Raw genomic sequence first — 13,557 nt, 5'->3', positions numbered from 1 at the left:
TTTCGATCGACGGGGTCACACTCACTTTTCTACGCTGCCGTCGACGTCCGCTATCAAGTTAGCGCCCGACGCCTCAGGCACTCGGGAAAACGCGGCTTGAGAATATATATCCTCAGACTCTGCTTCTAGATTTCCCTCCGCGTCGTTCACGCTCCTATCGTCATCTCTATCTGACGATGTAATTTCTAATTCGACGTCACGAGTATCCAGAGGCACTTTTGCCGCTGACGTGTTCGTCGGGGTTTGCTGCCCTAAAGGTAAATCGATAGGTAGCCCATCAGGAAACACAACCTCTCTTGCTTCGTCGGGCATCGACACGCCTGCCCTCTCAAAAGCTCGTTTTGTTAATCTAATCACTGCAGAGAGCACTCTCAATTGGCTGTTGCGGGTAATGTCGACCCAGAAAAAAATCGATAGGTTGACGGTTGCTGGCCCTAAGGAATCTACAAGGACCATGGGTTTCGGATCAGTGACAACAGCCGGATGCTCGCGGAGTACCTGCATTGCAGTTGCTTGGGCTGTTTGAATCGAATCCGCGTAACCAATGCCCACCGAAAAGCTTGCACGGGATTTAGGGTTGGTTGTGTAGTTGATAATAGTCCCTTTGTAGACTGAGGAGTTCGGGATCTGTACGTGGTTGCCTTCCAGGGTCATTAATAAGGTCGACCGCGTCGTTACTCTTTGCACGAATCCTTGATGATCGGCAACGGAAATAAGGTCGCCGATCGCAAAAGGACGTTGGGCGCTAATAAGTATGCTGGAAAGAAAGTTCTCAGCAATATCTCTGAAGCCAAAACCGATAATCAATCCGACTATTCCGGTACCTCCTAAAACTGTCAAAGCAAGACTGGTAAGTCCGGAGAGCTGTAAAACGAGGTACAGACCCACCAAAAATACTGGAATAGCAATTGCTCGGGCAAGTACCTGGCGAAGTAACAAGCTCCTCACTTTGCCCGCAAGCGATCTGCGCGCGACACTTGCAATCGCGGCACAAAGCGCCCCAGTGAGAATTAGAAGAATTCCCCCGAGCAGGATAGCCGGTGTTGCCTGAGCCGCATGTACGAAAGTTTGACCAAGGCTCTCAAAGCTAGCTGAGAAGTCCCAGGGCGACGCTGTCTTCAGGGCGATGTGGTTGACGACGGCAACGACGTCCTGAGTGCTTGCTGCAAGCTGAGACGCCCATTCAGAGTGTGCCGCCGACTCGGCTGTGCCTGAAAGAAATACGACGCCCTCATCAACTCTCACGCCGGGATCTTCGAACCAGTTGGTCGCGTCAAGTATCTTGACCAAGCGTTGTGCTATGTCCGCGTCACCAGCGTCCGGAAGGATGTTCACCTTAGAAGGTGCCGTAACGTTTTCGGTAATGTTTAGGCCTTCCGATACGTCTATGTCGAGCTGAGCGTGAGACGTGGCGCAAACCCAAGGCGCCCCCAAGGCAAATAACGCATGGCAGAAGCCCCTGCCGCGCCAGCGGTGGTTTAGTGTTTCAGGGCGGCGGTGCCTAACCACGCTACAATCACCAGTCAACGTTACGAACCAGTGCGTCACCCTTCAACAGTTTGAACACACCCTGCTCACTGTCATAGCTTACCGCAGACCGGTCAATCTCAATGCTCTGCCAGCTCGTCTGCAACTCTAATGCGTCCACAACGCATGCTTTTTTGGTAAGGCGACAGCGTCGAACGAATCCAAGATGTTGCGCATGTAAGCCCAACAGTGGTACGGGTTTTTCGAACGTTACCTTTATGCCCTGGTCGTTCCGAGAGGGGTCCATTAATCTCTAGCCTCTTTTACTATGATGTTGATGTGGCCGGCTTGACTGATTGGTTATGTTCCGCCCACCGCAGCCCTGCAGCGCTCTATGACGCAAAACTTATGCCAGGTTGATAGCAGGGTCACACCCAGGTGAATCGTTCCTCCAGCACGCCTCGCAGTCGGACCACCTTTGTAAGATTGGGTTTTTGAGAAGAATATTTTTCCATTGATCACGATGGAATAGCGTTTCTTAGGCCGACGCAGGGTCTGAGAAGACGCTGGAATTGGGGAATGGAAGGTCTGTGGCACGGTTGATGCTTGGAGTATTTGTGAGCGACCCTGGTGAGCGATTAGGACACGGCGCAATAAACATGGGCGCATGCAATTTGACAATCTTTTTAGGAGGAAAGGTATGAGTGATTTAAAAGCTGGCGTCAGTAAACACATCGATCAGAACGTAACGAAAGCGGGTGCGAATCCGGAGCAAGCTTCCACGACTGCTCCCTTCACAGCTTCGGTAAATCGCTCAGATGCAAGTGAAGGTAGCACCACGGCCAAGGTTGCCGCCGCCGCCCACACGGCTATCGATGCGTTCGAAGAAAGAGCATCGAGCACAGAGCAGTTGCTACGAGAGCAAGCATCGCAATTGGGTGAGAAAGGTGAAGAAGCGACTCACCAGGTGCAAGACGTGGCTGGCCAATTCAAAAACAGCGCGATGCAATATGTTGAGGAGAGACCCGTACAATCGCTGGCGATCGCCTTTGGCGTTGGTGCCCTCGCCGCTACCCTGCTTCGCAAATAGTCGGCGTGGAAACGTTGGCAACGCCGCCACCGTCAGGTGGCGGAACTGTCCCCGGACCTAAGAATGACCCAGACTTGACGGGGCAGCATGCTGGGAGGCCAGGTGATGATGGCGGCTTCCGCGCGGCCATGGAAGAGTGGATGGTCGCAGTCTCGGAGCTTGCGGGAGACTATGCAGCACTCGCGATCTTCGAAGTTCGCACCGCGGTCAACGCGGCGGGCGTGTTTGTCGCGCTCAATGTGATGTTTGCTCTTTTCGTCGCGATTGCTTGGATCTCCGCATTCACTGCTGTGGGATTGATGGTAATCGACATATCGGCGACGGCGACCTCGGTTAGCGCACTGACTCTGTGTGCATCGGCTACAGGAGCTGCGGTTAGCTGGGTGTTGCGCACTGTGGTGCGAGACAGAATAGGCGCAGCAATCAAAACTGGGGTGTCTACCAACGTCCGCACCAGGGAAAACAAAGCATGAAATTCTCGCAAATCGGACAGTGGCTTCTTTCGCACCCTGAGAATGAGCGAGAGCGATTAAGGAGTAAAGTTGAGGAGTCCAAACTTAGGCTCAAGCGCGATCAGCAGGCTGTGAGACACATGGCGAGCGCCACGTTGTCTAAGCGCGTGGCACAGCCGTCCAGCTTGGCAGCCAGCGCGAGTCTTGGCTTTGTCTTAGCCGCATCGCGACCCGCAATGAAAGGCAAGGGAGTGCCGTCACTCACGTCGCTATTATCTCTCGGGGCACGCGCTCTCACTCTAAAAAGCGCGCTAAGCGATGTTTAGGGGTGGCATGCGTCAACATCAGCCCATCCGACAGCGTGCATACAGGGGATATTGGCAATGATTTGGGTCTCTAAGCTGCCGCATTGGCTTTTGCTTTGAGTTAAGGCGCGCGAAGCGCGGTCAGGGGAACATCTATCGGGTGACTGTCGTCGATTGGCAAGCACACCATCTTCCCCTTGATGTTGTGGACCAGAGAATGCCTGCCAAGCCCGCGTGTTTAATCATTGATGCAGATTTCGCGCATGCAACCGCTTTGAGAGGAGTTTGTGTGGATGTAGGTTTTAGTGTAGCCGTCCACCTTAACGCTCAACTAAAGAGCAATGAAGAAACCTTAGCTGTGGTCGATGCTGAACACTTTGATGTGGCATTTCTCGATGCTGCTCTCGGCCCCCCGCTATTATTTCTTCTGGCGAATCAATGACTCGATCAAGCTGAGATTTTTGTCATGGCTGAGCATGACGAGCCGGTAGTTGCTGAGCACTGCGTACGAGCGGGGATTAGTCACTATTTTTGCAAACCTTTTTCAGCCGAGAACGTCCGCGAATTGCTTGGCGATGTGTACGAGGAGCGGGGGTCCTCGAGTAGGCGCAACCGAAAATTTATGGCGAGCCCATCGCTAGACCAGTTTGGATTGATTCGGGGGTCCTCGGTCCCATGCGTGAGTTGTTTCGACTTTCTCGAAAATTTGGTCCGGACCGACACCACCGCTCTCATCATTGGCGAGAGGGGCACGGGAAAGGAGCTGATCGCCAAAACCTTGCATACAGTCTCGGCGCGCTCCCAACATGCCTATCTAACCTTGAACTGTGCCGCGCTCGCCGAAAACCTGATTGAAAGCGAGCTGTTCGGTCATGAGAAAGGGAGCTTCAGCGGTGCTCAAAAGCGGCACTTGGGCTTCTTTGAGCGCGCGCACGGAGGCACATTATTTCTTGATGAGATCACGGAGATGTCGACCGAGCTTCAAGCGAAGCTACTTCGAGTACTCGAGAACGGCTAGATAAGAAGAGTGGGTTCGGTTACCCCAATGAGCGTAGACGTCAGGGTGATTGCAGCATCAAACCGCGATCCTCGGATCGCCGTTGATGATGGGCGTCTGCGCGCGGACTTGTTTTATCGCTTAGCTCACATTGTTATAACCGTGCCAACCCTTCGTGAGAGAGGCACCGATGTCAGAGGTCTCGCCAACCTTTTTCTGATGCAACTCAACGATAAGCACGATACTGCCGTTAGTTTTGATGAAGACACCTTGACGCTTATTTCTGACTACCCATGGCCTGGAAACGTGCGTGAACTAAGGCATAGTGTCGAACGGGCTTACATTCTCTCGGACCAGACGGTTACGCCGGGTAGCCTTCTGTTGGACAGTGACATCACAGCCAAAATAGTATCGTCAGTATCTCGGAGAGCGCTGAATCTGCGTTTGGGCACGTCTTTGGCTCAATGCGAGAAAATTATTATCCTCGAAACGTTGCGCGCCCAGCAAGGCGACAAGGCCTCCACATCCAAACTCCTTGGTATAAGTCTTAAGACGCTGTATAGCCGCCTAAAGCTTTACCAAGATAGGCAAGCCGAACGTGGCGTGGAAGGGACAAATGTCGGAAACGACACTGTCACCTTGCACGCCCGCTCAGCCTGAGGTAAGCCGCATTTCCCACAGCACCCTCTTCAGAGGCCAGGAGAGCAGGTTCCTCGGCACCACTTAGTTCAAACTACAATTTTCTAGGGCCTACAAATTCCTACGGCCGCGTCCTATCACGAAGAATATGATGGACAAGACGAGCCCAACAACGAATAGGATCCACGCAATATCGACCGCTGCTGCGGCGATTCCGGACAGGCCTAATAAGCCGGCTACCAACGCTATAATCAAAAATGTTACCGCCCAACCAATCATAATAATCTCCTCTTAGCTAGATTTCGAACTCCGATTTTCTTCGGTCGCCTACGCTTTCCAAAATCGACGACAAGTTACTGCTATTCAACATATTCCATTGGAGACTTAATTTACCGAGTCGCGTCTTGCACGGCTTCGCCCGCCCGTTCTACGTCTTCACCCACCCCTTCTACAGTGTTACAGGCGCTCAGACCCGTGATGGCCGCACAAGTGATCACAATGCGAAGTGGCGTGACGACTCTACGCCCGACCCATTGAAAACGACTTTTAACTTTTCGACTTTTCATACGCTTTTCGCTCCTCGCTATGATCTTGATGAATTGCACTTACTGAAGCATACAACGTGCCAATCGGTGGGTTGCTGGATAAAGTTTTCATTAAGACTCTCCAGAGACTGTAGTTACGAACAGCGAATTTCTGGTAAGTATCTGTTAAACAGAAGCTTTTTGCGGGTCTTCCGTTTTCCTGAGCCCTGAGAGGAAGGTGTCGCAGGGAGGATGAGACGCTACCGTAAAGGCAACCTTTAACGCTCCGCATCTAAGAATATTTCAGCTGTTTGTAAAATGAGCAATTGCGGAGACGTTTTTACAAGCAAGATGTACCATTGAGATTACCGCGGTTGGGAGAAGACTACTGGGTGCTTCCATAACATCGCAAAAATGGCATTACGGTTGTTTTAGGTAAAGTTCGCATGGCTGATCACGACAGTTGTCTGGTTTCAAAGCTTTCGCACTACGTGAACCTGAGTGCAGCCGATAAGCAGCTGCTGGCGAACATAGAAAAGACGGAACAGGATTTTGCTGCCGATGAGCTCCTGTATCGCTCTGGCGATAAAATCCGGAACCTCTATGTAGTCAAGACGGGTTGGCTTATCGGCTACTCCCATCTACCCGAAGGTGGACGACACATCACACGCTTTTATCATGCAGGGGATATCCTAGGGCTCTCCACTCTGGCTTTCAGCCGTTTTTCCACCGACGTGCGTGCCGTGAACAAAGCTGTACTGTGCCCTTTTCCGAAGAGCGCATTTGAAAAAATCTTCTTACAGTCACCTCGACTTGCTGCACTTCTTTTTACCTTGACATCCCGAGAGCAAATAATCCTAACGGATCGACTGAGGGCAACAAGCAGTCTTAAGCCTTCGGGACGTTTGGCGTATCTTTTTCTGAATACGCCCGATCGTCTGCGAATCACGAATTCGAGCATGACGATTACGATGAACATGCCACTAACACAGCAGGATCTGGGTGATGCGCTGGGCTTAACAAACGTCACGGTTAGCCGAACGTTGCGCGCGATGGAGGCTAAAAACCTCATCAAACGTGGGGCCGGTAAGTTAACGCTTGCCGACGAGGAACGTTTGATCGACTTGTGCGATTATGAAAATCGACACCAGCATCTTGATACCAGCTGGTTTCCGAGTAGCTGACCCGCGACGCACAACGTTTTGGCGCGGCAAGAAGCGCTCCCCATCTCAGTCACGGCATTGCCAAGTGCTTTTAGGTGCTTTAGTCCTCTGGTGCGCGCTTTGATTTGTGCGCGACCTGGCATCCAATATACTTACGTCTAGGCGGGCGCGGGGTTCGACCTTCGCGTCGTGCTTTGGGTTCGCAGCGCATGTTTGGCTTGTCGCAGGACCTGAACGTTTCGAGAGCGTCGCTAAGCCCCCGCGTTTTAGCATTGTTAATTCCGCGCCCTCTGCGGCCTCAGGACCACCTGATCGCTCAATGACATCCCTTTTAGGTTGTTTCAATTTTTTTCGACAGTTAATGCGGCGATATCCGCTCTGCTTTGGGATCGTGGGCTGCGGGGTTCGCTACGCCATGACTTTGCACTGCTTTCAGACTCCAGGATTGCTGGCTTGAAGCTGGAAACCCGAACCCGGCCGAAGCGTCCTACCATAGGGCTAACCACGCCTGAATGCTGGAGGTGTTAGCTTAAAGTCCGAGCTGCGAGTGACGCGGAGCGACCACTACCCTCTAACGCAACTTTAAAAGACACCAAAATCGGCACAGCGAGTAAGGCGCCTATGCCGCCCCATAGAAAGAAGCAAACGAGGAGCGAAAAAAACACAATCAAGGGATTTAGGGTAAGACTCCTCCCAACGGCATAAGGCGTTACGATATAACCCTCAAACGTCGTGAGAACGAGAAAGGCTAACGGCGCCGTCAGTATCGGAAACTCGAGAGGCTGGGATATGAGTGACACAGCGAGTAGCACAAGGGTGGTTATTGCAGCGCCAATATACGGCATATAATTTAGGAGCGCCGCGACGACTCCCCACAAAACGGGATTCGGCAGTCCGATGAAGTAAGACAGAGCAGCCACTGCAAATCCAAGGCAACTGTTGATCAGCGTAATCATCAACAGATAACGACCAATAGCGCTTTCGATTGCCTGAGCGACCTGGACTGCTCCGCGACGTTCAGCGAAGCCGGGAAGCAATGCAATGGCATTGCGAAACAGCCTGTCACCCCAGCCGAGGATAAAAAACAACATAACAAGCGTTGCCACAGAATAAGCAAAGCCCTCGCTTGTTTTCATCATTACACTCTGCTCGACCACGCTTTCCGAGTTGACAAAGATTTCTGTTTTGCCCTTCGCACTGCCGTTGCTTAGATCCGTGATCACCGCTCTAGTCTCGCGCATGTCCTCCAGGGGGCCACGCACTTCCGAAGCCTGACGCTGCAGGGCTCTCAAGGCATTCGGCGCCTCTTTCAACCATTCTTTTGCAGGCTCGCCAAGGGAATACAACCCAGATACGAGAAGCACTGTAATGATGCTAACGATTAAGGCTGCCGTGAGAGGTGCCGGCACTCCGGCCGTTGCGTGCACTGAGCGCACGATAGGGCGGAGCGCGAGACTTGCCAACACCGCCAATGCAAGGGGAATGAAAACGCTCTCGCCAACCACCAAGGCGCCTAGCACGGCTAGCAAGGCGAGCACTCGCAAAGGAAGTATTAAAGCTTCCAGAGCGTTTGTACTCGCACTCTGCGAATCATCTATTCTGAGCATTGAGCTGCCCTCGTCAGACGCGTCTAGAAGCGCTGCTTCCGAGGACACGCCCGCTTTGTCAGCAATTTCAATATCAGGCCGGCGATTGGTTTCTGCGACGCTCATGGAAAATCAAGATCCTTTTGGGTTTCGGCCTTTTTGGCTGGTTTGGGTGGTGTTCAGCGCCATCGCGAAGCACTAACTCATCAAAGCGCCAATGTCTCTATGCAGACTTTGTGCCATTCTGCGACTGCAGCGGTTTGGGAGGCGCACTGTCACCGAAGAAAGCATTGACCGGAAAAAATTGCCTCGCAGTTTGCAAGACTTGCATCAGTCGGTAGAAAACGTCGGATCACTTGAGCTGACGGAGAGGCACTCCAATCTTGCGTGACCTTCCGGGCTGGATGGACCGACGCTTGATCGATTACTGCCGTTCCGTGGGTGACACGACACTAATCGCCATAAACTAAGGGGGCAGACGCGCTCCAGAGCGCCTTACGCCCTGCTCCCCCAGCTCCCTATTTTATCGTCGGGTCAATATTGAGCACCTCCTATTGGTCACCTGGATTAAGCGTCGCCCAACTAAACGGAATCACCCTCGATTAACTCGTTCTCCGTGGCGCACCACTGCGGCAGGGTAGTGAATTCTGTAATCCCTTGCGTCTGGTAAACCTTTCTGCGTCCACTTCCTTTGTGACTCTTTCAAGATTTTGCAAAAAGATCGCCAGCAGCGAACCAGCGAGTCATTCGCGTGTGCTGGCGCATCGCGATGCCAAACTCGGTCATTTCGATCCAGTGCGAGGCAAAGACAGGGTGTGGAAATGCCTGATCTAAAGCGCGTATCTCCTGTTCGGTGAAGAGACCATGGGGCCGCCATAATGGAGGTGGCACGTATTTCGCTAGTTACTATCTCCTGTTACTGTAATTTCTCGAGGTCTAACCACAGAGATGAACAATCCCAGTGAGACAGCCCGAAGCACAAACCGAACGGAACCATCAGACGACCTGCGATCAGTTGCATCAGATGTAGCGACAATTTGGTTAATAGGAAAAAGTGGTGCGGGTAAGTCATCGCTGATACAGAAACTGACCATGAGTTCATCCGCCGAGCTAGGGACCGGAGTTCGGCCTTGCACACTACGGACCGCGCGATACGACGTGCCAGAGTCATCGCCCTTGTTACGTTTCTTGGACACACGCGGGATTGGAGAGGCGGGCTTCGACGCTGATGTCGAGCTACGAACGCTCAGCAGCCTGAGCCACGCGGTGATCATCGTCGTTAATCTTAGTGATGCGATGCAGCAGCCCGTTGCTGACATCCTGGGTGCATTACGAAAAATTGAGCGTCGATCTCTGAACAGAAAGGTTTGTGTGATTTATACCCACTCGGATGAAATTGACGATGACCGCACTCGTTTAAGGCTTTTTCGTTCATCGCAAGAAATGATCAGTAAGGCTTGGGGAGAGGAGGTGGCTCACTGCTTGGTGAACCTTGCGGATCCCCATGACCGCACATCACCAGGCAGCGATTCGCTGGACAAATTACTGCAGAGCTTCGTGCCTTGGGCTGGTGCCGTTTTTGAGGAAACGCGCTTTCGCCAACGCGAAAAACACGCTTTCGATCAGATTCGCGATAAAATTCAAGGCTATGCGACTGCGGCGGCTGCAAGCGACACCCTTCCGATCGCGGGCTTGGTCGCTGTTCCTACAATTCAGGGAAAGATGATGCACTGGGTAGTAGGTCAGTGCAATATGGCTTGGAGCCAGCGCCTTTTTGCTGAGTTCCTCGCGATGCTCGGCGGGGCGTTTGCCATGAAGTACGCTCTCCACTTGGGAGAGCGTCAGTTAATAAAAGCGATACCGGGATGGGGTCAGACGGTCGGGACCGCGGTTGCAGCAACCACTACATATGCCAGCACTTTTGCCCTCGGGCGCAGCCTCTTTTACTATCTCTTTGCCAAGCTACATCAACGCGAAGTTGATACTCACCATCTAAAGGCCATGTACCGCGAGGCGCTCATGAACAAGGGCTTGAATTCATCGCGACGGCCGAGCACTTCGTCGGTATGAAGACCCCTTTTGGCTCATTGTTCGCGCTCAGATCCCGTTTCTACTGGTACTCCGCCGCCGTGCTGGGACTTGCGATACCCGTTTTGACACTGTCGTGCGTAGGCGTGTACTTCCTTTGGCGCGAGGGTTGGCTACTGTGGTTTTTCTTCGGCATTGCATTGACTGCCATCCCGCTCATTGTTATGAGTCCCAAACCAAACAAGCCCGTCGAAACCGACGAGGACACTACGGCACCCCAATACCTGGAGATCAAGCGAGAATGGTCGGACTTTGATAAGAGCGTATGGAAAGAGGCCCTCTTGTCTCTCGAAACACGAATCAATCAGATTTCGAGTTATCAGGATCTAGAGCAAGCCGCGTTGGAACAATGGAAATTGGTAGCGTCGCGCTATTCGGATGACGACCCTCTTTTAAGTTTTACGCTTCCCGAGGCCCTTTTGGTTACAGAGGTTCTAAGCAGGGAGTATCGGCGACTTGTCCTGCTGCATTTTCCCGTCGCGCGGCAGCTGACCCTCGGTAAAGCGCGCCATATCTACAACTCCGGTACTCGCTGGTACGGGCGATACGAAGGGGCCTACAAAATCTGGCGAGTTCTGCGCGCAGGCCTCAATCCAATTGGTAGCGTTGCTAGCGAGGTGCGAGGCCACGCAATGGACGCTTTCCTTGGTGATCTATCCCTCTCGGCACGGAACGGCTTATTACGAGTTCTTTTTGAAGAGGTAACGCAGGTAGCTATCGACCTCTACTCCGGTCGCTTGCGGATATCCGATGAAGAGCTGCAGCATCACATAAAGGGGACTAGCAGGCCTGTCCTGGATCCGGTCTTGCCGCCTCCCAGAGTGATACTCGTCGGACAGGTTAATGCGGGTAAATCGACGCTCACCAACGCTTTGAAAAATACCTACGTCTCAGAAGTAGACGCCTTGCCCTGCAAAACAGCACCCACCGCTTTCCTCTGTGAACTGCCCAATGGGACCGAGATCGAACTCATAGACTCGATGGGATTGGATGGATCAGAGCAAGCGTTGCAACTCAATCTGCAAACAGCTGTCAACGCTGACCTTGTGATAATTGTGTCGGCTGCAAATCAGCCAAATAAAGAGCCTGAGTATCGCTTCACTAAAGCATGGAGGGCTTACTTTGAACAGCGGATGGATCGTACAAAGCCCGAGGTTGTGCTCGTCACCACGCACAATGACAGGCTGAGTCCGTCGACGGAGTGGCAACCACCCTATAACTTAGACACTTGTCCATCGGCTAAAGCAAAGGCGATGCGTGACGCTATTGAGTACCTCCGTGAGGTCGTCGACGCGGGAGCGGCCTGTCGCGCAGTCCCCATTGCCGTCAGTGAAAACATCGAGTTTTACAATATTGATGTCCTATCTGGCCTACTGGCTGAGTCAGCCCAAAGGGCTCGCGGCATTCAGCTCAATCGCCTGCGCACTCAAGCTGCTCAAACTGCATTTTCAACCACAGGTTCACTAAAGAGCGCCCTTCGCGCCGGTCGATGGTTAGGTAAGCCGGTGGTCGCGCGTTACGGACAGCGCTGGAGGCAGTGGAAACAATCGCGCTCCTGAAAGTTCGCTTCTGTGATTGGTAAATATTACTGAGCCTATAGTCTTTTTTTCTCGTTTTTTGACCTAATGCGGCGGTACGAACAAAAATTCGCAGCGCGCTGAAACATTTTAGATCTTGCATGCCACTGGCCGACTGGCTTGACAAGCCTTTGCGAATTTTTGAGTTTGGCATGGCACGCTCTGTGCTTACTACTTGTTGAGAGACCAGATTCTAGGCACACAAGCTGGTGAAATAGGTCTCGACCTTCAATCCCAACAAAGGAGACGATGATGAAGAATTTTACGCGCTCAGCGATTTACTCAGGACTTATTCGAGGAGTTGCTACGGCAGGTATTCTCGTCACGGCAGTGACTGCATCTGCAGACGACGACCCTATGGAACGTGCCGGAGACAAAATCGGTGAAGCTTACGAGGAGTCCGCTGAGTCAGTTAAGCACTGGGCAGATGAGACCGGTGAAGCAGTCGAAGAGGGTGCTGACGCCGTAGGAGACAAAGCCCGAGATATCAAAGATGGCGTTGCGGACATGGCAGACGACGCTGAAGACAAGATTGGTGACGCCGGTGATGACATCGCTGACGCCACAGAGGACGCTGTCGATGAAGCTGCCGACGCAGCCGACGATAGTTCCGATGCTATTGCGGATGCCGCCGACGATGCTCGCGAAGAAATCGAGGAAGCGGCAGACAGCACTTTGTAATTGCAGTTCGTCCTTATTATCTCGGTACGAGAAAAAGCAGTGCGAAGGCACTGCTTTTTTTTTCCAGCTTACGCTATGAGTAAGCTTAAAAGAAATGCTGTCGCGCCAACCACAAATCCCCCTGCTATCACAATTACGATACTGATGAGCAGAACAAAGGCCCCGGAAAGACGAGCATTCGCTGTGCTGGCGACTCGCGTCGCTGACAAATGACGTTCCAGTATGGCCACATTTTTTTCGTTTGCTTTCCAGACAAAATCAAATAAGTCGCCGACGAGGGGGATGACACCAATGAGGGTCTCAACGAAGACGTTAAGAAGCATTCGCGTTAGCTGTAGAAAAGAAGCCCCAAGTTGCGCCGCTCGATAGACTATAAATAAAGATATAATAGCCGAGACCCCATCACCCACGATGGGCACTAGACCAAGCAAACCATCAAAACCAATACGATACCCGCCGGGCAGTGTAATCGCACTATCGAGTTTTGTGGCCAGTTTTCGAAGTCTCTGTACTTCTCTCTTCTGTCGCGCAGGGCCATGGCGGGATTGGATATTCACGGTTCGTATTTCAGTGCTCATACTGGGCGTCTCGGTTTTTTTTAAGGTTTACAAGTTAAGCTTTTGCATTGGACCTGTTTTTGTATTAGCCAGCTGCAAAGTCAGTGCCAAGACGACAGGCTCGCCATTTTCGGACGCTCTGGCAATATCAACCGCTAAGGCGGGATATTGGTGAGAAGCATTCTGTGATTCTTCGCACAAAACCGCCGACGGAGGTATAGGCTTGCTGTTTCATCGATGTTGAGCTCAGGCGCCGCGTTGAGGGGGGGGGAGGGGGAGAGGTATAGCGATCTCCCGTTGCACTTTGTGCATAGCTTTGATTTCCCGTTCTGATTTGCCGATACCGCGCTACCTGATCATGCGCTTTACACTCGCACAGGAAGTTTTTTCAAAGTCATGCCTGAGGGTGGCTACTATAATGTCATCGGAGC

General features: G+C 52.3%; 14 protein-coding genes and 1 pseudogene. 9 read left to right on the top strand and 6 right to left on the bottom strand.

The genetic code is table 11. The features are described from left to right. Positions 1 to 21: 21 nt before the first annotated feature. Positions 22 to 1,335, bottom strand: a complete 1,314-nt coding sequence (locus tag KT71_RS16040; protein WP_023660194.1) for a mechanosensitive ion channel family protein — start codon at positions 1,333 to 1,335, stop codon at positions 22 to 24. Between the two features lie 181 nt (positions 1,336 to 1,516). Next, positions 1,517 to 1,648, bottom strand: a complete 132-nt coding sequence (locus tag KT71_RS21250) for a hypothetical protein (protein ID WP_008294304.1) — start codon at positions 1,646 to 1,648, stop codon at positions 1,517 to 1,519. Between the two features lie 519 nt (positions 1,649 to 2,167). Here KT71_RS21250 and KT71_RS20930 point away from each other — a divergent pair. The 5 genes and pseudogenes from KT71_RS20930 (at position 2,168) to KT71_RS19840 (ending at position 4,971) form a co-directional block, all read left to right on the top strand. After that, positions 2,168 to 2,557, top strand: coding sequence for a hypothetical protein (locus tag KT71_RS20930; protein ID WP_008294305.1), 390 nt, complete (start codon positions 2,168 to 2,170; stop codon positions 2,555 to 2,557). 74 nt (positions 2,558 to 2,631) lie between these two features. Further along, positions 2,632 to 3,030 (top strand): hypothetical protein, encoded by a 399-nt coding sequence (locus tag KT71_RS16025; RefSeq protein ID WP_040362427.1) that lies wholly within the window; start codon positions 2,632 to 2,634, stop codon positions 3,028 to 3,030. A gap of 444 nt (positions 3,031 to 3,474) precedes the next feature. Then, positions 3,475 to 3,756 carry a hypothetical protein gene (locus tag KT71_RS16015; protein WP_008294308.1) on the top strand — a complete coding sequence of 94 codons (282 nt, stop codon included), beginning with the start codon at positions 3,475 to 3,477 and terminating at the stop codon, positions 3,754 to 3,756. A 24-nt stretch (positions 3,757 to 3,780) separates the two neighbouring features. Beyond that, positions 3,781 to 4,458 (top strand): annotated as a pseudogene (locus KT71_RS19845) (sigma-54 factor interaction domain-containing protein); the annotation flags it as partial. Positions 4,459 to 4,473: 15 nt separating this feature from the next. Beyond that, complete coding sequence (locus KT71_RS19840; protein ID WP_491844273.1) at positions 4,474 to 4,971, top strand: AAA-type ATPase lid domain-containing protein; 498 nt, start codon at positions 4,474 to 4,476, stop codon at positions 4,969 to 4,971. A 90-nt stretch (positions 4,972 to 5,061) separates the two neighbouring features. On the opposite strand, the gene KT71_RS20235 is transcribed toward KT71_RS19840, so the two are convergent. Both KT71_RS20235 and KT71_RS21425 read right to left on the bottom strand, forming a co-directional pair. Beyond that, positions 5,062 to 5,229: a DUF1328 domain-containing protein gene (locus KT71_RS20235; protein WP_008294311.1), complete on the bottom strand. Its 168-nt coding sequence runs from the start codon at positions 5,227 to 5,229 to the stop codon at positions 5,062 to 5,064. A gap of 110 nt (positions 5,230 to 5,339) precedes the next feature. Further along, positions 5,340 to 5,516, bottom strand: coding sequence for an entericidin A/B family lipoprotein (locus KT71_RS21425; RefSeq protein WP_023660189.1), 177 nt, complete (start codon positions 5,514 to 5,516; stop codon positions 5,340 to 5,342). Between the two features lie 404 nt (positions 5,517 to 5,920). Between KT71_RS21425 and KT71_RS16000 the strand changes: the two genes are divergently transcribed. Beyond that, positions 5,921 to 6,658: a Crp/Fnr family transcriptional regulator gene (locus KT71_RS16000; RefSeq protein WP_008294312.1), complete on the top strand. Its 738-nt coding sequence runs from the start codon at positions 5,921 to 5,923 to the stop codon at positions 6,656 to 6,658. A gap of 503 nt (positions 6,659 to 7,161) precedes the next feature. Here the strand turns inward: KT71_RS16000 and KT71_RS15995 are convergent. Continuing rightward, on the bottom strand, positions 7,162 to 8,349 hold the full coding sequence (locus KT71_RS15995) for an AI-2E family transporter (protein ID WP_008294313.1): 1,188 nt from the start codon (positions 8,347 to 8,349) through the stop codon (positions 7,162 to 7,164). A gap of 822 nt (positions 8,350 to 9,171) precedes the next feature. On the opposite strand from KT71_RS15995, the gene KT71_RS15990 reads away from it, so the two are divergent. The 3 genes from KT71_RS15990 to KT71_RS15980 all read left to right on the top strand — a co-directional run bounded on the left by KT71_RS15990 (position 9,172) and on the right by KT71_RS15980 (position 12,569). Beyond that, the gene (locus KT71_RS15990) at positions 9,172 to 10,293 is read left to right on the top strand and encodes a GTPase domain-containing protein (protein WP_023660188.1); all 1,122 of its coding nucleotides are present in this window, start codon (positions 9,172 to 9,174) and stop codon (positions 10,291 to 10,293) included. Then, positions 10,290 to 11,870 carry a GTPase family protein gene (locus KT71_RS15985; protein WP_008294316.1) on the top strand — a complete coding sequence of 527 codons (1,581 nt, stop codon included), beginning with the start codon at positions 10,290 to 10,292 and terminating at the stop codon, positions 11,868 to 11,870. Before KT71_RS15990 ends, KT71_RS15985 begins: the two co-directional genes overlap by 4 nt. Positions 11,871 to 12,137: 267 nt before the next feature. After that, entirely contained in the window at positions 12,138 to 12,569 is a 432-nt protein-coding gene (locus KT71_RS15980) for a hypothetical protein (protein WP_169729166.1), read from the top strand. Between the two features lie 68 nt (positions 12,570 to 12,637). Here the strand turns inward: KT71_RS15980 and KT71_RS20225 are convergent, their stop codons facing one another. Beyond that, positions 12,638 to 13,147 carry a DUF4112 domain-containing protein gene (locus KT71_RS20225; protein WP_023660185.1) on the bottom strand — a complete coding sequence of 170 codons (510 nt, stop codon included), beginning with the start codon at positions 13,145 to 13,147 and terminating at the stop codon, positions 12,638 to 12,640. Positions 13,148 to 13,557: the final 410 nt, after the last annotated feature.

This window comes from Congregibacter litoralis KT71 (genome assembly GCF_000153125.2).
GTDB lineage: Bacteria > Pseudomonadota > Gammaproteobacteria > Pseudomonadales > Halieaceae > Congregibacter > Congregibacter litoralis.
Note: the sequence above shows the minus strand (reverse complement) of the source record. Positions and strands in the feature narration are given on the sequence as shown.